Here is a 20,919-nt window from a genome sequence, read left to right on the forward strand (position 1 = left end):
AACAGGTTCGCGCCGCGCGCAAGCGCAAGAAGCGGATGGCGCGCGTCACCCACGACCTCACCGACGCGCAGTGGGACGCGCTCACAACGTCCTGGGGCGGGTGCGCTTACTGCGGCTCCCCCGCCACCTCGCTGCAGAAGGACTGCGTGCAGGCCATCTCGCGCGGCGGCCGCTACACACTAGGCAACGTCGTGCCCGCGTGCGGGTCGTGCAACGCCAGCAAATGCAACACCGAGGTGACAAGTTGGCTCCGCCGCAAGAAGCTCGACGAACGCTCATTCCTCGTGCGCCACTACGAGATCTCGACTGAGCTCACGACACGGTTCGCCTAGAGAAAGCATGCTGTTCGGCACTTATCGCTTTCTGCTGCAACAGGATTCGCCCCTCCGCGAGCAGCTTCCTCTCTCGTGGCCGATCGGCATTTGTGTGCGTTGGGAAGACTTGTCCAGCAACAGATCTGGACTGCTGATCAACGCGCGTTCTGCTGCACGGGCGAGTGTTCGTGCCGAACCGTCGAGTCGTAGTACCGTCGGTCGCGTGGATTTGCAGCCCGTCATCGATTCGTTCGAGCCGCTCACGCGCCGCGCCGAGTGGTTTATTGCGGCGCGCTGTGTTCGCGTCGAATGCCCCCAGCTCGAGGAGTATCGGGACCCGTGGCTCGAAATCGGCCTTCCCGCAACGCAGGTCGACCGCGTTGTCGAGTTCCAGCGGCGGTGGGGTGGACTCGTCCTGCCGCCGTCTCTGGACTATGAGGGTGGACCCAAGATGCTGCGGGCCGATATGCCGGGCGGGGCGCTCCAGCGGATCGGATGGTTCGAGGCGGGGACACAGCGAGTGTCGATGGCCTGCGAGTTCATGATCGGTCCCGCAGGAGAATTCGGCATCGATGGCGATCGGTGGGTGCCACTGCACGCAAGCATCGAAGGATGGATCGAATCGCTTGCGCTGGCAGACCATGCGGCCTGCAATGCCAAGCAGATCAACACGATTCGCGGTGATGAGATCGACGAGCTGCCTGTGAGCGCCTTCGAACCCGTGACCGAGATTCGCGGCCTTGCCGACACCTGGTGGCGAGGACCGGACTCGCTCATCGCGATCTATACGGGCGAGGCCGAATGCTTCGGCGCACCGAGGCTCCGGGTCGCCCGCGTCTACGCCGGTCTCGACAAATGGGGACTTAGCGGATGGGGCCGGTGAAGGTGTCGCACGACCACCACCGCACATGAGTCCCGCATATCGACATAATGGCGCGTGCGATCGACATCGAATCACCCTCGGCTCGTTGATCTTCCGCAGGCTCGCGCTGGTCACTCAGGACCGCGCGGGTCGCGGCACGACAGGCGTGATCGCCTGTGCGAGTGTCGCGCGAATCTCGTCACGATCTCTCGTCGAGTTAGGACTCTAACTGTCCTATCCCTCCGACACACTCGAATCATGAGCCAAAGCGAATCGACAGCCGGACAGCAGGACCAGGCCGACATCACCGACATCACCGACTACAACGATCCGAACGCGCCGTGGAACCAGGCTTGGGACCAGGAGGGCGGCATCGCCAACTGGAACGATGACGTGATCAAGGAGTTCAGGGAGAACTCGGGCAAGGTGGGCGGCGCTTACGCGGGCGGGGACCTCATCCTGCTCACCACCACCGGAGCCAAGAGCGGCAAGCGGCACACCGTTCCCCTTGGCCCCCTGTACCGGGACAACACCATGTACGTGAGCTCGTTCATCGAGGACACGTACCCGGCCTGGTGGTACAACATCAAGGCAAATCCACAGGTCACCATCGAGCTCCGAGAGAAGAGCTACCAGGCGACCGGCAAGGCGCTCGAAGGCGCGGACTACGACGAGTTCGCGGCCTGGGTGCTGGCCAACAACCCACTGCTCGCGGACTTCCAGTCCAAGATCGACCGTCCCATCCCGCTGGTCGTACTGACCCTCGACGGCGTAACCGGCATCTGAGTGCGCTGCTGAGATGACCTCGGCCCGTTGATCGTTGGGCGTGCCGCGTGGCCGGCCGAACCGCGCGGCATGCAGCAACACCGCAGGTTTGGCAGACCTCGCCCGAGATACATTGCTGGACAGTTGATCACTGGGAACTGAGGTAAGTGGCCTCTCCGGCCGATGCCGCCACCAGTTCCCACTGATCACCCGACCAGTCGCGGTCGCCGCTCATGGCAGTGGACTATCAATTCTCGAATGCCGCCTCGAGTAGCCGGATGGTCACCGCAGGAGGAGGACCGGAATGGTCGGAGTTACTTGTGTCCACAACGACGGAGCGGGAGAAATCGCGGGTGGCGAAGGCGGCGCCGGTGTAGCCGAGATTGCTGCCGGACTTCCCCCAAATTGTGTGGCCACCCGGCAGGTCCACGCGCACCAGACCGGCGGAAAAGCAGGCCCAGCCGGGACGTGTCACCACAATGCAGTTGCGCTTGTCACGGTAGGGCACATCCGGGGTGGTGAACAGCTCGACCTGTTGCGCGGGGGCCAGCAGTTCTCCGCGGAACAGTGCGGCAAAGAAGCGCTGCACATCGCTCGGGGTAGAGGTGATGAAGTTCGGCTCTCCGCGCTGGACACTCACGTCCACCAGGTCACCCCGGCTATTGCGCGCGTAACCCACTAGGTGCGGCCATGGCATCCGCGCATCGCGCTCAGGTAGGAAGGTACGGTCCAAACGCAACGGCCGCAGTATCCGCGATTGGACTTCCTGAGCGAAAGAATGCCCCGTGACACGCTCGATCAGGGCTCCGATGAAGCGATAGTTGAGAGTGTTGTATTCCTGCTGGGTGCCCGGCGGGAATACCTCGCCCGGCCATGGCCGGTCCCGTGGGCGCAGGGTGTCGTTGATGATCTGGTCGAAATCCCGGTAGGCGAAGCGACCATCGATGAGTTCGTCCGGCGTGGCGGGCGGCAACCCCGCGTCGATTTCCGGTAGTCCGCTAGTCATGGTCAGCAGGTGGCGAACGGTGACCGGACCGAACCCCGACCGGCCATCGACCGAGTGGGGTGGCAGCGCGCCAGGTAGGTAGTCCTGCACCGGACGATCCAGCTCAATGCGGTGCTCGCCGGCCAGTTGCAGTACCACCACGGCCGAAAAGGTCTTGTCGACACTTCCGATCCGATAAGCCGAATCCGGCCAGATCGGTCCGCCGGTGTGCCGGTCGCCATCGCTACCCCACCAGTCCAGGCCCGGCTCGACAATGTGTGCGATCACCCCCGCCTGTGGCTCGCCCGGTTTGAGCTTGATCGCATCGGCCAACGCCTTTGCCCTCGGGTCGGTGACATCGGCCTGCGCGATACCCGTCGTGCCTATCAATGCGGCCATGCTCAATGCCATAGCCGCGGTCCATTTCCTCATACCGACCCCCATTACTTGACTGGCCACCGATCATTCCTGTCGCACAGGGCCAGACACATCGGGGAGAACCCGGAACTCAACCCCGGGGTCAGCCTTGATCCGCGGTATCGCCGATGAGCTCGTCAGCCCCCACCAAGGGACCGCACCCGGAAAGGTCAGTTTCTTACTGGCCAGTATCAGAACGGCGGTGCGTCTTCCGCGGAACTGCTGTTCTCTGCGAGCGGCCACGGGTCCCGCTCTGAAGGCTGTGGGGTTTTCCTGAACACGCCCGAAACCTCCGAATATCGCGGCACGATGGTTACAGCTCACCATCCGCGACGCCGTCCACTTCATAGTCTTCGAAGTGCCCGAGGTGTCGCACAGGAAGCGACCAACCACTCACCTCCATGAGAGCTGCCTCGTACACCAGCATTGCCAGGCACAACCGCTCTCCTTGTCGGACAACAGCAACCGGGTCGCCTGGGCTGTGCTCACACACTGCCGCATGGGCACGCAACTCCGTGCACACGTCTTCTACTGCACGGCTCAGAACCGAGTCCGTCACGGCTACCACTCTCCCCAACCGTTAACCGAAGCATGCAAACCCAGCATTCCAGCTCCCGCCGGGACCGCCAAATGCAATATCGCGGCATTCCGGTAACCGGCGTGGCCAGACCGTCCAGTTGCCCGAGCACCCAGCGCCGCAACCTCGTGCGCTGCTTCGACGATCAGGCACCGTCGCGGAGTTGGTACGACGTGCGGGAGACTTCGAATCCGTTGCCGCTGCCGTCATCTCGCGCGCAGAACACGGCCGGTGCCGCCGCGGTGCCGGTGACGGTGCAGCGGAACACGCCGATCTGCTCCGAGTGTCCCAACTGCCAACGCACGGCGTTGGGTCCGCCGAGCGGTCCCGTGCATCGCCAGCTCGCGGTGGCGGGCCCCGACCGCGCGAGTGTCAGAGTGACACGCGGCCCAGCGCACGTCGACGGCTTTTCGCCGGGCGCCGGGTAGGTGGGTTCGATGGGAAAGCACTGCACTGCGGTGATTCCCATGCGGCACACCACATCCGCAGGTGAACCCATACCTGGGTAGTCGCCGACGAAGACCACGAGATCCTCCGCATGTGCGGCGCCTGCGGCTCCCACGACGGTGGCGATTACGACGATGGCCGACACCAGCAGCCGGCCGATGATCGAATTCTTCATGCGGTCACGGTAGGAAGCGGCCGTCTCAAACCGATTTCAAGCCGATTTCACGCGTCCGGCGGGTGGCTGGTCAACCGCGGAGGCGGGAGAGCACGCGATCGAGGGCGCGGCGGACGGTGTCGGGGACACCGTCGTGGCGGAGGTCGGTGAGGAGTTGGAGGTTGATTCCGCCTGGGGTCATGTGTTTTTCGGTGAGGGTGGGCAGGGAGTCGGTGGGCTGCAGGAGTGATTGGCCGAGTTGGCCGAAGATGTGGGTGGTGTAGGTGGTGGCGGCGGTGTGGTCGACGCCGTGATCGGTGAGCCAGGTCGCGATGGTGGTGAGATAGTCGAGGTGCGCGGCGAAGGTGGAGGTCGCCGCACTGAACGCGTCGAGGGCGGGTTCTTCGGAGGGGACGAGCACATCGCCTACCCGGGTGAACAATTCGCGGGCCGTCGCATTCTCCGGGTACATCGCGGTCAGGCTGCGCGCGCGAGACGCCGAGGGCAGCGGGATGGATCGGACGACCTCGCGTGCGGGCGCGGACCAGGCACGCAGCCTGTCCAACGGTATCCCCGCCATCGCGCTCATCACGACATGCTGAGGTCGAAAACTCAACTCCGTCAGCACTGCTCGCGCGATCGGCGGGCGGACGGCAACGACGATCGACGTGGCGAGCTCGAGCACCTCTTGGTTGCTGTCGCAGACATGGACGCCCGGAAATCGGTCGGCCAGCTCCTGCGCCACTTGCCGATTGCGTGGCGAGAGGAAAACTGTGGGCGGCTCGGCGACGTGCAGACCCTCCACGATGGCGGTCGTGATCGCACCGACACCGATGAATCCGTAGGTGGCGGACGCTGATCGGGGCGGTACCCCGGACTTGGCCGGTTGCTGCATGGTTCGCCTTTCTATTCGGACTGTTGCCCACGAGTGCCGGCAGGACCACGCCGTCCGACACGTCGGCAATCTGGTTGGCGAGGCCATCCCCCAACGGCGCGACTCGGTGCACCTGAACGTCATCGCCCCACGACCAGCACCTCGGGACATGACCAACTGTCAAGCGCCCGTGTGCATTCCGACCTCAGCGGTGGCGCAGGAGCAATCCAGGACCCTACCAGCCACCGAGGAAAGCCAATTGCGCTCCCGGGTGCGGTGATCGAGCATGGACCCGTGATCAACACACGACGACTGATCGGCGACGACTGGCAGCTCCACCGTGACGTGCAGCTGGCCGGGTTGCTCGACGCACCGTATTCGGCACTGGTGACGCACGCGGAGGCAGCGCAGCGTTCCGAGGCGGATTGGCGACGCAGGCTGTCGGAGGCGGTGCAGTTCATGGCCTTCCTGGACGACGTTCCGGTCGGCATGGGCGCCGGCGCCCGCCCCGAGGGCCCGAATGCGCCGACGCTGACATCGATGTGGGTGGCGCCGGAGGCCCGCGGGAAGGGTGTCGGCGATGCGCTTGTGCTCGCCGTCCTCGACTGGGCCCGCAGCGAGCATTTCGACCGCATCGCGCTCTGGGTGCTGGATGGCAATGACGCCGCCGAACAGCTGTACCGCCGCCACGGCTTCGCCCGCACCGGCCAGAAGGAGGCGATGCCGCGCGATGCCGCACTGGTCGAGGTCGAGATGATGCGAACGCTGGACTGATCGGCGCGCCAGGGCAGTAACGGCCGCAGACGACCAGATCCTTTGTGCCCCAGCACAAGCACCACCCCGCCTCTGACCATCCACATCCGGATCAGTGCCCCGAACGCGGCATGTGATCGGGCCTACACCGCAAGCCGGTTCCGAATAGTGGTGCGGCTCACTGTCTCAGCCCGGAAACACAGCGGGGGCCTCAGCTCGTCACTGAGGCCCCGCTGTCGTGCCGACCGGTGTCCGAGTGGTTTCCTCTGGGCCCCGGCCTCGATACATGAGGCTCTCACACTTGCGCGCGTTCGGCTCACCGAGCGAACCCGGCGACGGCGAGGTCATGCGCCCGTGCATCTGTACTCGCGGTACAACGGCGCCGAACGTCGGCAATCGAACCGTCAAAGATGCTCGCGGATAACGAAATAGCAACATCGTTCACCTGTTGTGCCCGAACTGTTCTGAAGATCGACACCGACACCACGCACAGAACACACCGTGCAGCAACACCACCGCCCGTTACTGTCCGGCGTCGCTCGGCTAGCCTGGCCCGATGTTCTTGGCCCAGATCGTCGCCGCATGTGTCCCGAGTCGGATGCTGTCCGTGTTCGTGCGGAACGCGGAGCTGTTGAAATTCTTGACCGTCGGAGCAATCGCGTTCGTGACGACGCTGGTGCTGTTCTTCGGGTTGAAATGGACGGTCCTGGACGGAAAGCCGGTGACCGCGAACGTGGTCGCGGTGCTGATCGCGACCGTCGTGTCCTATGTGCTGAACCGGGAGTGGGCGTTCACCGCGCGCGGCGGCCGTGAGCGGCGTCACGAAGCGGCGCTGTTCTTCCTGGTGGCCGGCATCGGCATGGTGATCAACCAACTGCCGCTTGCCGTGTCGAGCTACCTGTTCCAGCTGCGCACCCCGCACGTTTCGGTGCTGGTGGAGAACATCGCCGACTTCGTCAGCGCGACCATCATCGGCACGCTGCTCGCCACCGTCTTCCGCTGGTGGGCGATGCGCAAGTTCGTTTTCCCGCAACCCGCGCAGCCCGAGCTGGCTGACCAGCAGGTTTCCGAGACTCGAGCGTAGTCGTGCAGACCATCCCGGCCGGGAAGGTGACGCTGTCGGATCGGCGGATGCAGCGCAGTTGGCAGGTCGAGGTCACCGCCTTCCAGCTCGCCGCGCATCAGGTCACCCAGGAGCACTACGCGCAGGTCACCGGGCTGCGGCCGAGTAGAACACACGGCGACCGGCTGCCCGTCGAGAGCGTCTCCTGGTGGGACGCGCTGCGGTTCTGCAATGCCCTGTCGGTGCGCGAGGGCCTGACGCCGATGTATCGCCTCGACGACGAGAACGCCGAGTGGGACGCCGCGGCCGACGGCTATCGACTACCGACCGAGGCCGAATGGGAGCACGCCTGCCGTGCGGGCAGCACCGGACCTCGCTACGGCGAGCTCAACGAAATCGCTTGGTATCGCGCTAATTCCGCCGAACGCATGCACGAGGTCGGCGGCAAACGCCCGAACGCATTCGGCCTCTACGACATGCTCGGCAACGCATGGGACTGGTGCTGGGATATCTACGACGCCCAGGTCTACGGCAGCTATCGGGTGCTCCGTGGCGGCGGCTGGTTCGATGAACATTGGAGTTGCCGCGCCTCGGTCCGCCGCCGCAGCCACCCGACCTTGCAGTTGGAGGATGTCGGTTTCCGCGTCGCCCGTTCCCTGACGCCTTGAGCCGAGCCGGCCGCGCGCACCGCTGATCGGACATTCCCGACAGATTTTCTCGTCCGCCGCACGAAATCGACGGCGCCCCACATACTGTGCGGGACAAGCATGGCTATCACCCAGACAACGTGCCCGTGCCGCCGGATCCCGGTGGTGCATCTACCCGAAGCGAGCGCATTCATGGTCATCATCGCTGTGCACGACGCTTTCCTCGCACAACTCGGCAACCCGACGCCGGAGGCTCCGCCCGTCTCGGACAAGATCCTGCAGATGGTCCGCTACCTCACCTGGCTGGTGCTGCTGTCGGGTGTCTGCGGAATCACCTACGCCGGTGGCCGCTTCGCCTGGGAGAAGTGGCAGGGCGGCCCGCTCGACTCGCCGAAGATGATCGCCGGAGCCATGATCGGCGGCGTGGTCGCTACCAGCGCGGGGACCATCATGAACGCTGTCGTCGGCTGATCGCGCCGATCGCGGAAGGAAGCTTTCCGCGATCGCTGGGATGATCGAGGAATGTTGGAGACCTCGGCACGGCTGCTGCGCTTGCTGTCACTGCTGCAGCTGCCACGCGACTGGACCGGACCCGCGCTCGCGGAGCGACTCGAGGTGTCGACCAGAACCGTCCGCACCGACATCGAACGGCTGCGGACCCTCGGCTACCCGGTGCACGCCACCCCCGGCGTCGCGGGCGGATACCGGCTCGGCGCCGGCTCCGCGCTGCCGCCGCTGCTGCTCGACGACGACGAAGCCGTCGCGGTCGCGGTCGGCCTGGCCACCGCCGCCAACGGCGCGGTCACCGGAATCGAGGAGACCTCGATGCGGGCGCTGGTGAAGCTGCAGCAGGTGCTGCCCGCCCGGCTTCGCCACCGAGTCGAAGCGCTCACTTCCGCGACCATGCACCTGCCCGGCATCGGCAGGCCGACCGTCGATGCCTCGACACTGACGACGATCGCCGGTGCGATCCGCGTCAGTGAGCGGCTGCGCTTCGACTACGAAACCCATTCCGGCACTGCGTCGCGACGTGATGTGGAGCCGCATCGGCTGGTGCACTGGCGCGGTCACTGGTATCTGGTCGCATGGGATCCGGCCCGCGACGACTGGCGGACCTTCCGCGTCGACCGGATCACGCCGAAAACGCCGAACGGGCCACGGTTTACCCAACGGGTGGTGCCGGAGGCCGACATCGCCGAGCGGGTGCAGGGCGGAGTCGGCTCCGCGACCTGGCGTTACCGGGCACAGGTACGAATGGCCGCGCCTGCGAGCGAGATTCGCGCCAAGATGCCCGCGGCGGTGACCGTCGAGCCGGACGGGCCCGAACACTGTGTGGTGCAGGTGGGTTCGGATTCGCCGCAGTTGCTCACGCTGTATCTCGGTTTGGCCGACGTCGATTTCGAGGTGATCGACAACCCCGAACTCGCGGACGAGTTGCTAGCGACCGCCGAGCGATTCCGCAGAGCGGCAGGGCGAGAATGAGTTCTCGCGTTCGTTGCAAATGAAACGTCGACGCCCCGGAATTCGGGGCAAAGGAAAGCCCGGCCACTCGCCACAATGGCGCCGGGTGGCCGGGCTCTCCAACTTCTGCATTACTGGTTTGCGCCTGCTATGCCACCGATGATCCCGCCGATGACGCAGCCGAAGAGCGCGCCGACAATGACGAAGATCAGCCCGATCAAGAAGCCGATAGCGCAGCCGATCAACACACCGGCGACGGTGGTGCCCGCATCACCGATGAACTGCGGCGCGCCGGGCTCCGGAACAGCGGCACCGACCGGCTTCAGCGTCAAAGTCGTTGCTGCGGCATTGACCTCGGGAGCGACCTGCACCTGCTGACCCGAGACCGACTGCACCGTCGTCGGCACGGTGGCGACCACCGATCCGTTCGGCGCCACCACTGAGATGCCCTGATCGGGCGTCAGCACGAACTTGCCGGACGCGAGGGTGACCGTCGCACTCGAGTGATCGGGTTCGACGGCCGCCGTGTACGCGACCCCCTGGTCGACCCCGGTGAACGAGGCCTGGGCCACCTCTGCCTGACCGTGTGCGGTCGCAGCGGCGATCCCTGTTGCGGCAATGGTAAGGGCTGCCGCCGCTACCAATTTTCTGATACCCATAAGGCTTTCCAATCATCTAGCCCGTCGATTGGCGTTTCCCCGAAAACAGCCACGGAACACCATCGATCATGCGCCCTTTGACACGCTTGTGTCGAGAGCGTCGAGCAGATTGAATTACCTTGCAAGATCAGATTTTTCGAATTCCCCCAAGAATTGGGGGGTTGCCATTCGAGCTATTCCAATTCCCCTTCGGTCTCCAGGTAGACCTGCCGCAACCGATCCAGCGTCGCCTGTTCCGGATGCTCCCACAGATCCCGCTCGGCGGCCTCCAGCAGCCGCTCGGCAATGCCGTGCAACGCCCACGGGTTCGACTGCTCCATGAACTTGCGGTTCACGTCATCGAAAACGTAGCTCTCCGCGAGCTTCTCGTACATCCAGTCGGCGACCACATTGGTGGTCGCGTCGTAACCGAACAGGTAGTCGACGGTGGCGGCCATCTCGAACGCACCCTTGTAGCCGTGCCTGCGCATCGCCTCCAGCCAGCGCGGATTCACCACGCGGGCACGGAAGACCCGGGAGGTCTCCTCAGACAGCGTGCGGGTCCGCACCGCGTCAGGGCGGGTGCTGTCACCGATGTAGGCCTCCGGGTTCTTGCCGGTCAGCGCGCGCACCGTGGCGACCATGCCGCCGTGGAACTGGAAATAGTCGTCGGAGTCGGCGATATCGTGTTCGCGGGTGTCGGTGTTCTTGGCGGCCACCGCGATTCGACGGTAGGCGGTGCGCATGTCGTCGGCGGCGGGGGCGCCGTCGAGGTCGCGACCGTAGGCGTAGCCGCCCCAGGTGGTGTAGACCTGCGCGAGGTCGTCGTCGGTGCGCCAGCTCTTCGAATCGATCAGCTGGAGCAGGCCTGCGCCGTAGGTGCCCGGTTTGGAACCGAAGATCCGGGTGGTGGCGCGACGGGCATCACCGTGCTCGGCGAGATCGGCGTCGGCATGGGCGCGAACGTAGTTCGACTCGGCGGGCTCGTCCAGCTCGGCGACCAGCCGCACCGCGTCGTCGAGCAGCGCGAGCACATGCGGGAACGCGTCGCGGAAGAAGCCGCTGATGCGGACCGTCACATCGATGCGCGGCCTGGCCAATTCGTCGAGCGAGATCACCTCGAGGGTGGTCACCCGGCGGCTTGCCTCGTCCCACACCGGTCGAACACCGAGCAGCGCAAAGACTTCGGCGATATCGTCGCCGGAGGTGCGCATCGCCGACGTGCCCCACACCGACAGGCCGACCGAGCGCGGGTACTCGCCGTGGTCGGCCAGGTAGCGGGCCAGCAGCGAATCCGCCATCGCCTGACCGGTTTCCCACGCCAGCCGGGACGGGACGGCCTTCGGGTCGACGGAGTAGAAGTTGCGGCCGGTCGGCAGGACGTTGATCAGGCCGCGCAGCGGGGAACCGCTGGGGCCTGCGGGGATGAAGCCGCCGTTGAGTGCGTGCAGGACGCGGTCGATCTCGACGCCGGTCTGGCGGAGGCGCGGGACGACCTCGGTGGCGGCGAAGCGGAGGACCGAACGTACTGCGGGGAAACGGGAGTCGGTGGCGGCTCCGGCTCCGGCTCCGGCTCCGGCTCCGGCGAGGGTATCCGCGAACTCGTCGACCAGTCGATCGACCGCGTCGGCGGACCACTCGGCGGCCTGCAGTGCGGCGACCAGACCGCGGGCCTGCTGCTCCACCGTGTCCACTCGCTCACGGGCTTCGGTGCCGGACTCGTCCAGCCCCAACGCTTCCCGCAGGCCGGGCACATTCCGCTCGCCGCCCCACAGCTGGCGCGCACGCAGCATGGCGAGCACCAGGTCGACCTCGTTCTCGCCCGCCGGTGCCTGGCCGAGGATGTGCAGGCCGTCGCGGATCTGCACGTCCTTGATCTCGCACAGCCAGCCGTCGACGTGCAGCAGCATGTCGTCGAAGACGTCCTCGTCAGGGCGCTCGGCGAGGCCGAGGTCGTGGTCCATCTTCGCGGCGCGCATCAGCGTCCAGATCTGCTGGCGGATGGCGGGCAGCTTCGCCGGGTCGAGGGTGGAGATGTTCGCGTGCTCGTCGAGCAGTTGCTCCAAACGCGAGATGTCGCCGTAGCTTTCGGCGCGCGCCATCGGCGGGATCAGATGGTCGACCAGGGTCGCGTGGGCGCGGCGCTTGGCCTGAGTGCCTTCACCTGGGTCGTTGACCAGGAACGGGTAGATGAGCGGCAGATCGCCGAGAGCGGCGTCGGTCCCGCACGAGGCAGACATGCCGAGCGTCTTGCCCGGCAGCCACTCCAGGTTGCCGTGCTTGCCGATGTGCACCATCGCGTCGGCGCCGAAACCCGCTGGGGCACTCTGCCCGCCGGCTGTCGGCTCCGACAGCCATCGGTAGGCCGCCAGGTAGTGGTGGCTCGGCGGCAGGTCAGGATCGTGGTAGATGGCGACCGGGTTCTCACCGAATCCGCGTGGCGGCTGCACCATCAGCACAACCTTGCCGAAACGCAGTGCCGCGATGACGATCTCGCCGTTCGGGTCGGTGGAACGGTCGACATAGAGTTCACCGGGCGGCGGGCCCCACGCCTCGGCGACGGCTTCCCGCAGATCGTCGGGCAGCGTCTCGAACCAGCTCGTGTAGGTGGCGGCGCTGATCCGAATCGGGTTGCCCTCCAGCTGTTCCGCGGTCAGCCAGTCCGGATCCTGGCCACCCGCCGCGATCAGCGCGTGGATGAGCTTGTCGCCGTCTTGCTCGTCGAGGCCGGGAATCTCCCCCGGTGCGCCGAGATCGTAACCAGCGCTCCGCATTTCGGTGAGCAGGCGGATGGCGCTGGCCGGGGTGTCCAGGCCGACCGCGTTGCCGATGCGGGCATGTTTGGTCGGATACGCGGACAGCATGAGCGCGACCCGCTTGCGCTCGTTGGGGATGTGCCGCAGTCGCGCGTAGCGCACCGCGATACCCGCGACCCTGGCCGCGCGCTCGGCGTCGGGCACATACGTGGACAGCCCGTCGGCGTCGAACTCCTTGAACGAGAACGGGACCGTGATGATTCGCCCGTCGAACTCCGGCACCGCGACCTGCGTGGCGACATCCAACGGGGACAGGCCGTCGTCGTTGGCCGCCCACTGTTCGCGACCGCTGGTCAGGCAGAGGCCTTGCAGGATAGGCACATCCAGGTCGGCGAGCGCGCCGACATCCCACGCCTCGTCCTCCCCGCCCGCCGACGCCGTGGCAGGCTTGGTGCCGCCCGCGGCCAGCACGGTCACCACCAGTGCGTCGGCCTGCCGCAACGTCGCGAGCAACTCGGGCTCGGCGGTGCGCAGCGACGCACAATACAACGGCAACGGGCGCGCCCCTGCGGCCTCGATCGCCTGGCAGAGGCCCTCGATGTAGCCGGTGTTCCCGGCGAGATGCTGGGCGCGGTAATAGATCACCGCAACTGTCGGCACGACAGCCGCGTCGATCTCGGCGGAAACCCGTTCCAGCACACCCCAACTCGGCAGCTGCACCGGCGGCTCGAAGCCGTGCCCCGTGAGCAGCACCGTGTCGGACAGGAAATTGTGCAGCTGGCGCAGGTTCTCCGACCCGCCCGCCGCCAGATAGTTGTGCGCGTCAGCGGCGACACCGCCTGGCACGGTCGAGCATTCCATCAGCTCGGCGTCCGGCGCGATCTCGCCGCCGAGCGCGACGAGCGGCACGCCGCTGGCCCGCACCGCGTCGAGACCGTCTTCCCACGCGCGCTTACCGCCGAGGATGCGCACGATCACCAAATCGGCACCGTCGAGCAGTGCGGACAGATCATCGACGAGCAGCCGAGCGGGATTCCCCCACCGGTACTCCGCGCCACTGGCGCGCGCACTCAAAAGATCAGTGTCGGACGTGGACAGCAGCACAATCACAGGTGACGGCCTTCCTCGGGTTACGCGCCCATCGGGGGTTGCTGCTCGCCACCGGGGGTCGGCAGCCAGCGGAGCCGGCGGGGTGGGTTAGCACAGAGGGTCTGGCTTTCACAGTGGCGCGACCGCTCCGGATTTCCACCGGTTTCCTCGTAACCCGCCGAGCCATGGGATGCTACCGCGCGGGCAGGCACCCGCTCGTCACCGCATCTGCCGCGTCGCTTACGTCAGGTCGACGTTCCCGTCGATGACCTTCAGGTGGTAATGGAATCGGTTGACCCGCCACCCCTCCGGAGTCCGCACGGCGCCGAGGTCGTAGCTGCCGACGAACCGCCGCGTGTGCCCGTTGCTCGCCGAGTTCTTGACATGCACCGCGATCGAATCGGCGTGCACGGTCGCCGCATCCCCGTGCAGATCGATCAGGTGATTCCCCGACTGATGATGAATCGCGTCCAGCTCGGCCAGCCCCACCCGCCAGCCCTCGACGACATCGACCGCGTTCCGCTCGCTGACCCCGTCACCGAACCCGCCATCGAAATCCACTTTCGCAGTGAACACCTCGTCCACCAACTCGCTCCAGCGCCGCTGATCGGTGTACACGAACATCCGAGTAACCACCTCGATGATCGCGAGTCGGTCAGCCACAGAAGAGATTTCAACCATAGCCCACCCTAACCACGCACCGCCCCACCCGCAGTCCCCGCCAAACATCACCGCAACATCTGCACCCTCCCCGAATCCACACCCTTCATGCCCCTGCATCCCTTTCCATGGATCGCACCCTTTGCCGACGGTCCGCTCCCCTTCCGTGGACCCGCACGGGTTCCAAGGCCCGCACCTCCCCTGGATCCACACCCCTTCCATGTCCCCCTCCGACAGTCCGTACCCCATGCGTGAATCCGCACCCTCTCCGTGGATCCGCCCCGTTCCGGGCGCCCGCAGCTGGTGCGGATCCACAGGACAGGTGCGGGCCTTGGGGTCGGTTCGAGGGCGGCGGCTCGCTGGATGGCGGGTTGGGGTGGGTACGTAGGCTGAGGGTCTATGACTCGACGTGTTCCGGACTCCTGTCCCGGTGTGCTGCGGCTGCATGAGGCGGCCGATGGGCCGCTGGCGCGGATTCGGGTGCCTGGCGGACGAGTGGCGCCTGCGCAGTTGCAGGCGCTGGCGGAGGCGACGCGAGATCTCGCGGACGGGAACATCGAGTTGACGTCGCGGGGGAATGTGCAGCTGCGGCAGGTTCGGGATGCGGGCGAGCTGACCGGGCGACTCGAGGCGGCCGGGTTGTTGCCGAGCCACAGTCATGAGCGGGTGCGCAATATCGTTGCGTCGCCGTTGGCCGGCCGGATCGGCGGAGTGGCGGATGTGCACCCGCTCGTTCCGGCTCTCGACGCAGGTTTGGTGAGCGCACCGCGGTTGGCCGAATTGCCTGGGCGCGTGCTGTTCACCCTCGATGACGGACGCGGCGATGTCAGCGTGCTCGGCGGCGATATCGGCGTACATGCCACGGGCGCAGACGAATTCGCGCTGTTGCTAGCGGGGCGGGACACCGGGATCCGGATCTCGACTGCCGACGCGGTCGACATCATGCTCGCCGCCGCGCACGGTTTCCTCGACCTGCGCGGTGACGACCCCGGACAGTGGCGGCTGCACGACATCACCGACGGCGCCGAGCGAGTCGCCGAACTCCTCGGCCTGACACGCGGTGTCGATCGCCTGGAACTCGGTGCGGCCCACGATATTCCGATCGGCTGGCTTGATCAGGACAACGGACTCGTCAGCCTCGGCGCCGGCGTGCGCCTCGGCTCACTCCCCGCCCGCACCGCCGAATTCATCGCCGCCGCCGAACGCCCCGTCCTGATCACCCCCTGGCGCAGCCTGATCGTCGCCGACCTGGACGAATGGACCGCCGAACAGGTCGTCCGCGTCCTCGCCCCGATGGGCCTCATCTTCGACGCCAACTCTCCCTGGCTCCAGGTCAGCGCCTGCGCAGGCCGCCCGGGCTGCGCAAAATCCCACACCGACGTCCGCGCCGACGTCGCCGCCGCCGTCGACTCGGGCCGCGTCCTCCCGCCGGAGCCGAATCCCCCTGCGCACCAAAACGTCCCGGCGACCGGCACCACCGAAACGAACACCCTCCCCCTGAACACGGATCCCTCAACACACCAAGAGGTTCCGACACCAACCACCGAATTGAGCGACACCCGCCCACCGGAGCCGAATCCGCCCGCACACCAACTTGTCCCCGTGACCGACGTAACCGTCGCAGGCCGCCAACACTGGTCCGGCTGCGACCGCCGCTGCGGCCGCCCCCGCGGTCAGGTCACCGACATCGTCGCCACCGACCCCACCACCTACCGCATCACCTAGACATCATCCTGACGAGTGGGAACTGGTGGCGGCATCGTGCGAGAGCGCTCCGCCACCAGTTCCCACTCGGTGTGGGATGGGTTGAGTCCTAGTGGATTTCCAGGGTGCAGCACTTCACGCTGCCGCCCGCTTTGAGCAGTTCGGACATGTCGATGCCGACCGGGTTGTAACCCCTGGCGCGCAGCTCTGCGTGGAGCGCCGTCGCCTTGTCGCTGAGGAAGACGTTGAAACCGTCGGAGACACCGTTCAATCCGAGCACTTCGGCGTCCGCGTCGGTCGCGACGATGGCGTTCGGGAACAACTCGGTGAGCACCGCCTGGCTCGCCGCGCTGAAGGCGGGCGGGAAGTAGGCGATGGTGGTGTCGTCGAGCGGCAGCAGCACGGTGTCGAGGTGGTAGAAGCGCGGGTCGACCAGCTCGAGCGAGATCACCGGGCGGGAAAAGTGCTGCGCCACTTCCTCGTGCGCGGCAAGCGAGCTGCGGAAGCCCATGCCTGCCAGCATCCGGTCGCCGACAATCAGGAAGTCGCCCTCGCCCTCGTTGAGTTCTTTGGCGTCGACGAGGCCGGCGAGTCCGTGCTGCGCGAACCACTGGTGGTAGGCGGGGCCCTCGGCGGCGCGCTCGGCGTGGGTGAATCGCGCCGACATCGCACGATCACCGACGACGAGGCCGCCGTTCGCCGCGAACACCATGTCGGGCAGGCCTGGCACGCCGGGCACCACGTCGACCTTGTGTCCGTGCTCTTCGTAGGTGGCGCGCAGGGTTTCCCACTGGTCGATGGCGAGGGACCGGTCGACCGGCTCGTCCGGGTTCATCCACGGGTTGATCGAATAGGTGACCTCGAAGTAGTCCGGACGGCACATCACGAACCGGCGCGGCAGCGGCTGCCGGGCGGCGGTTTCGGCGGTGAGGGTGGCTACAGACGTCAACGTGTCTCCCGGTAGGTCGGCGCGATCTTGCGGCTCACATGACGGTAATTCGCCTACTATTGCGCTAGAAACAACGATTCATTGCACATTTCGGACCCAAAACAGCGAATCGTTGCGTGGCGAGCGAATGGATGTGACGTGGACGACATCGACCGGCGGATATTGGAGCACCTGCTCAGACAGGCACGCGCCTCGTTCCAGGAGATCGGCAGCGCGGTCGGCCTGACCGCGCCCGCGGTGAAACGGCGCGTCGACAAGATGGTCGCGAGCAAACAGATCACCGGCTTCACCGCGCTGGTCAACCCCGCCGCGCTCGGCTGGAAGACCGAGGCCTACGTCGAGGTGTACTACCGCGACAACATCTCGCCCGCCGAACTGCGCCGCACCCTCGAGCCGATCCCGCAGATCGTCGGTGTGTGGACCATCGCGGGCGAGGCCGACGCCCTCGTGCACGTGATGGCCACCGACATGGCCGAGATCGAGGTGACCGTCGAGCGCATTCGCGAGAACGCCCGCGTCGGCCGCACCCGCAGTTCGATCGTCATGTCCCGCATCCTCGAACGTCCCCGAACCTGATCGGTACCGGGTTCGTTCGGCGATTCGTCGGCGACCCGCGCCGAACCGGCCGGAAGCACACCTCTTAGGGTGGACGCCATGTCCGACGTGCGCGCCAGCTACCTCACCGACGGGGCCGAGATCTATCGGCGCTCGTTCGCGATGATCCGTGCCGAGGCGGACCTGAGCGGCTTTCCGCCGGACGTGGCGCAGGTGGTGGTGCGGATGATCCACGGATGCGGTCAGGTGGATCTAGCCGGGGACATTGCCTTTTCGCCGGGGGTGGTCGCCGCGGCCCGTGCCGCGCTTCGGGCCGGCGCGCCGATTCTGTGTGACGCAACCATGGTCGCATCCGGGGTCACCCGCAAGCGGCTGCCCGCCGAGAACCAGGTGATCTGCACGCTCGCCGATCCCAGGGTGCCCGAACTTGCTGCAGCGATGGGCAATACGCGCTCGGCGGCGGCACTGGAGCTCTGGCGCGACCAGCTCGACGGCGCCGTCGTCGCCATCGGCAACGCGCCGACCGCGCTGTTCCATCTCCTCGACATGCTCGACGCGGGCGCGGCACGCCCCGCCGCGATCCTCGGCATTCCGGTCGGCTTCATCGGCGCCGCCGAATCCAAGGACGCCCTCGCCGATTTCGGCGGCATCGAGTTCCTCACCGTCCGCGGCAGGCGCGGCGGCAGCGCCATCACCGCCTCCGCGCTGAATGCGATTGCGAGCGAACAGGAATGACGGGCGAGTCGGTGACAACGCCGGGCAAACTGTGGGGTGTCGGGCTCGGCCCCGGCGATCCCGAGCTGGTGACGGTGAAGGCGGCGCGGGTGATCGCCGCGGCCGACGTCATCGCGTTCCACAGCGCACGGCACGGGCGCAGCATCTCCAGAAGTATTGCGGCACCGTACATGCGGCCGGATCAGCGCGAGGAACACCTCATCTATCCGGTGACCACCGAGACGACCGATCACCCCGGCGGATACCAGGGCGCCATCGACGAGTTCTACGAGCAGGCCGCACAGCGGCTGGCCGGGCATCTGGCGGCGGGACGGTCGGTGGCGCTGCTCGCCGCAGGTGACCCGCTGTTCTACAGCTCCTACATGCACATGCATCGCAGGCTGGCTGATCGGTTCGAGGCGGAGATCATCCCGGGTATCACCTCGGTGAGCGCCGCGTCGGCCGCACTGGGCACCCCGCTGGTCGAGGGCGAGCAGGTGTTGACCGTCCTGCCGGGCACCATGCCCGTCGACGAGCTCACCCGCCGCCTGCGTGACACCGAGGCCGCTGCGATCATGAAGCTCGGACGCACCTATCCCGGTGTGCGCCAGGCGCTTTCGGACTCCGGTCGGCTCGCCGATGCCTACTACGTCGAACGCGCAAGCAGCACTCGCCAGCGCGTCCTACGCGCCGCCGACGTCGACGAGGCAGATGTCCCCTACTTCTCTATCACCCTGGTTCCGGGCCCCACCCCCACCACTCCCCCGCGCGTGGACTCCGAACCCGTTGCGACACAGCAGACGTCAGTGGGCAGCACCCCACACCAGTCCGGTCAGGTCGTTGTCGTCGGTCTGGGTCCCGGTGCGGCCGAGTGGACGACCCGCGAGGTGCACGAAGCACTCACGGAGGCAACCGATCTCGTCGGCTACACGACCTACCTGAATCGGGTGCCGGTGCGCCCCGGCCAGCGCAGGCATGCCAGCGACAATCGGGTGGAGTCGGAGCGCGCCGCGATGGCGTTGGATCTGGCCAAGCGGGGCGCGCAGGTCGCCGTGGTGTCGTCGGGCGACCCCGGCGTGTTCGCGATGGCGGCGGCCGTGTTGGAGGAAGCCGCCGACCCGCAGTGGCGCGGAGTACCGGTGCGGGTGTTGCCAGGGCTCACCGCGGCGAACGCGGTGGCGAGCCGGGTCGGCGCCCCGCTCGGGCACGACTACGCGATGATCTCGCTGTCGGATCGACTGAAGCCGTGGGAGGTTGTCGCCCAGCGTCTTTCGGCGGTCGCGGCCGCCGACATGGCGATCGCGATCTACAACCCCGCCTCGTCGCAGCGCACCTGGCAGGTCGGCGCCATGCGCGACCTGCTGCTCGAGCATCGCAAGCCCGACACGCCCGTGGTGCTCGGCCGCGATGTCGGCGGCCCGACCGAGTCGGTGCGGGTGGTGCCGCTCGCCGAGCTCGACCCGGCCGAGGTCGACATGCGCACCTTGCTGATCATCGGCGCGTCGACCACCGCAACGCTCGAAACCGACCAGGGCGTCCGCGTTTATACCTCGCGACGCTATGCGGGCATAGGCGACGTTACGTCGACCGGCGCGTAAGATCTGCTGACGCACTGACGATTGGAGGGACCTTGGCCGCGACACTGTCGGAGCTGACGCTGCGCGCCCGAGCCCTCGAGGCCCGCGCGAACGCCAGCGAACAGGCACTCGACGAGCAGGGTGACGTACTCAGCGAGCTCGCGGCTCTCACCAGAAGGGCGCTCGACGGCATCGACCGGATCGATGAGCGCACCGAGAAGATCGAGGAAGATCTCGTCGAAATCCGCCTCGGCCAGGCTCGGCTGGAGGAAGGCATGGCGCAGGTCCTTGCTCGGCTGGAACAGCTGGTCGGCGGCAAGTAGGTCTCGGCCGCGGAACCCGGCGCACGTTCGTATAACATTCCATTATGGAAGGTTGATAGCGAAGGGAGCAGTCGGTTGACGAACATCGCGACGACCCGCAAGCCGTTGAACTCCACGGCCGCGTCGCTGCTCGGATTTCTCCACGAAGGCCCGATGTCCGGCTGGGATCTGGTCGCCAAGGCGCAGGATCGCATCGGCGATTTCTGGACCATCACGCAAAGCCAGGTCTACCGGGAACTCAACGCCATGGACACCGCAGGCCTGGTCGAGAAGGGCCGGCCCGGCGCCCGCGAACGCACCCCGTACCTGATCACTGACGCGGGACGAGAAGCATTCCTGGAGTGGATCGTCCGCGATCCAGGCGGCGAAAACATCCGCTTCCCACTGCTGCTCACCCTCTCCTTCGGCGAACACCTCGACCCCGCGCATCTCGCCCGAATCATCGACGCCAACAAGGAGATCCACGAGACCAGGCTCGCCAAATACCTGGCCGACGACCCGACCGACCTCCCGCCGTACGCCCGCGCCACGCTGGACTTCGGCATCGGCTACGAACGCGCCGTCCTCGACTGGTTCGACCGACTCCCCGGCCTGCTCGGTCGCTGACCCACACCCGCGACGTCAGCAACTGACAC

At 66.6% G+C, this 20,919-nt stretch carries 21 protein-coding genes; 14 read left to right on the plus strand and 7 right to left on the minus strand.

The genetic code is table 11. The features are described 5' to 3' along the window. Positions 1–35 precede the first annotated feature (35 nt). The 3 genes from NA11_RS15240 to NA11_RS15250 all read left to right on the plus strand — a co-directional run bounded on the left by NA11_RS15240 (position 36) and on the right by NA11_RS15250 (position 1,962). Positions 36–332, plus strand: coding sequence for an HNH endonuclease (locus tag NA11_RS15240; protein WP_069162568.1), 297 nt, complete (start codon positions 36–38; stop codon positions 330–332). Positions 333–537: 205 nt separating this feature from the next. After that, positions 538–1,197, plus strand: a complete 660-nt coding sequence (locus NA11_RS15245) for a hypothetical protein (RefSeq protein WP_069162569.1) — start codon at positions 538–540, stop codon at positions 1,195–1,197. A 237-nt stretch (positions 1,198–1,434) separates the two neighbouring features. Further along, positions 1,435–1,962 (plus strand): nitroreductase/quinone reductase family protein, encoded by a 528-nt coding sequence (locus NA11_RS15250; protein WP_069162543.1) that lies wholly within the window; start codon positions 1,435–1,437, stop codon positions 1,960–1,962. Between the two features lie 226 nt (positions 1,963–2,188). On the opposite strand, the gene NA11_RS15255 is transcribed toward NA11_RS15250, so the two are convergent. From NA11_RS15255 to NA11_RS15265, 3 genes are all read right to left on the minus strand, one after another. After that, positions 2,189–3,259, minus strand: coding sequence for a serine hydrolase domain-containing protein (locus tag NA11_RS15255; RefSeq protein ID WP_167837647.1), 1,071 nt, complete (start codon positions 3,257–3,259; stop codon positions 2,189–2,191). An 806-nt stretch (positions 3,260–4,065) separates the two neighbouring features. After that, complete coding sequence (locus NA11_RS15260) at positions 4,066–4,542, minus strand: hypothetical protein (protein ID WP_069162545.1); 477 nt, start codon at positions 4,540–4,542, stop codon at positions 4,066–4,068. 70 nt (positions 4,543–4,612) lie between these two features. Continuing rightward, entirely contained in the window at positions 4,613–5,416 is an 804-nt protein-coding gene (locus tag NA11_RS15265) for an NAD(P)-binding domain-containing protein (protein WP_069162546.1), read from the minus strand. Between the two features lie 273 nt (positions 5,417–5,689). On the opposite strand from NA11_RS15265, the gene NA11_RS45635 reads away from it, so the two are divergent. The 5 genes from NA11_RS45635 to NA11_RS15290 all read left to right on the plus strand — a co-directional run bounded on the left by NA11_RS45635 (position 5,690) and on the right by NA11_RS15290 (position 9,340). Further along, complete coding sequence (locus NA11_RS45635; RefSeq protein WP_069162570.1) at positions 5,690–6,169, plus strand: GNAT family N-acetyltransferase; 480 nt, start codon at positions 5,690–5,692, stop codon at positions 6,167–6,169. 535 nt (positions 6,170–6,704) lie between these two features. Then, complete coding sequence (locus tag NA11_RS15275) at positions 6,705–7,232, plus strand: GtrA family protein (protein WP_069162547.1); 528 nt, start codon at positions 6,705–6,707, stop codon at positions 7,230–7,232. A gap of 2 nt (positions 7,233–7,234) precedes the next feature. After that, entirely contained in the window at positions 7,235–7,879 is a 645-nt protein-coding gene (locus tag NA11_RS15280) for a formylglycine-generating enzyme family protein (RefSeq protein WP_069162548.1), read from the plus strand. A gap of 171 nt (positions 7,880–8,050) precedes the next feature. Then, positions 8,051–8,329, plus strand: a complete 279-nt coding sequence (locus NA11_RS15285; protein WP_069162571.1) for a hypothetical protein — start codon at positions 8,051–8,053, stop codon at positions 8,327–8,329. A 51-nt stretch (positions 8,330–8,380) separates the two neighbouring features. Next, entirely contained in the window at positions 8,381–9,340 is a 960-nt protein-coding gene (locus tag NA11_RS15290) for a helix-turn-helix transcriptional regulator (RefSeq protein WP_069162549.1), read from the plus strand. A gap of 110 nt (positions 9,341–9,450) precedes the next feature. Here NA11_RS15290 and NA11_RS15295 read toward each other — a convergent pair whose 3' ends face one another. The 3 genes from NA11_RS15295 to NA11_RS15305 form a co-directional block, all read right to left on the minus strand. Then, a complete protein-coding gene (locus tag NA11_RS15295) occupies positions 9,451–9,978 on the minus strand; it encodes a DUF8020 domain-containing protein (RefSeq protein WP_069162550.1) in 528 nt (175 codons plus the stop codon). Between the two features lie 173 nt (positions 9,979–10,151). Continuing rightward, positions 10,152–13,823: a cobaltochelatase subunit CobN gene (cobN, locus tag NA11_RS15300; RefSeq protein ID WP_069162551.1), complete on the minus strand. Its 3,672-nt coding sequence runs from the start codon at positions 13,821–13,823 to the stop codon at positions 10,152–10,154. A gap of 219 nt (positions 13,824–14,042) precedes the next feature. Then, entirely contained in the window at positions 14,043–14,465 is a 423-nt protein-coding gene (locus NA11_RS15305; RefSeq protein ID WP_245745890.1) for a nuclear transport factor 2 family protein, read from the minus strand. A 396-nt stretch (positions 14,466–14,861) separates the two neighbouring features. On the opposite strand from NA11_RS15305, the gene NA11_RS15310 reads away from it, so the two are divergent. Then, complete coding sequence (locus NA11_RS15310; RefSeq protein ID WP_084654637.1) at positions 14,862–16,187, plus strand: ferredoxin-like domain-containing protein; 1,326 nt, start codon at positions 14,862–14,864, stop codon at positions 16,185–16,187. A gap of 88 nt (positions 16,188–16,275) precedes the next feature. On the opposite strand, the gene ddaH is transcribed toward NA11_RS15310, so the two are convergent. Further along, a complete protein-coding gene (gene ddaH / locus NA11_RS15315) occupies positions 16,276–17,115 on the minus strand; it encodes a dimethylargininase (protein WP_245745891.1) in 840 nt (279 codons plus the stop codon). A gap of 138 nt (positions 17,116–17,253) precedes the next feature. Between ddaH and NA11_RS15320 the strand changes: the two genes are divergently transcribed. From NA11_RS15320 to NA11_RS15340, 5 genes are all read left to right on the plus strand, one after another. Next, the gene (locus NA11_RS15320) at positions 17,254–17,691 is read left to right on the plus strand and encodes an Lrp/AsnC family transcriptional regulator (RefSeq protein ID WP_069162554.1); all 438 of its coding nucleotides are present in this window, start codon (positions 17,254–17,256) and stop codon (positions 17,689–17,691) included. Positions 17,692–17,769: 78 nt separating this feature from the next. Next, positions 17,770–18,405 carry a precorrin-8X methylmutase gene (locus NA11_RS15325; protein ID WP_069162555.1) on the plus strand — a complete coding sequence of 212 codons (636 nt, stop codon included), beginning with the start codon at positions 17,770–17,772 and terminating at the stop codon, positions 18,403–18,405. Next, on the plus strand, positions 18,402–19,982 hold the full coding sequence (locus tag NA11_RS15330; RefSeq protein ID WP_069162556.1) for a precorrin-2 C(20)-methyltransferase: 1,581 nt from the start codon (positions 18,402–18,404) through the stop codon (positions 19,980–19,982). The genes NA11_RS15325 and NA11_RS15330 overlap by 4 nt, the downstream gene beginning before the upstream one ends. 32 nt (positions 19,983–20,014) lie before the next feature. Then, on the plus strand, positions 20,015–20,284 hold the full coding sequence (locus NA11_RS15335) for a hypothetical protein (protein ID WP_069162557.1): 270 nt from the start codon (positions 20,015–20,017) through the stop codon (positions 20,282–20,284). A 75-nt stretch (positions 20,285–20,359) separates the two neighbouring features. Beyond that, positions 20,360–20,890, plus strand: a complete 531-nt coding sequence (locus NA11_RS15340) for a PadR family transcriptional regulator (protein WP_069162558.1) — start codon at positions 20,360–20,362, stop codon at positions 20,888–20,890. Positions 20,891–20,919: the final 29 nt, after the last annotated feature.

The organism is Nocardia altamirensis NBRC 108246, assembly GCF_001612685.1.
Lineage (GTDB): Bacteria > Actinomycetota > Actinomycetes > Mycobacteriales > Mycobacteriaceae > Nocardia > Nocardia altamirensis.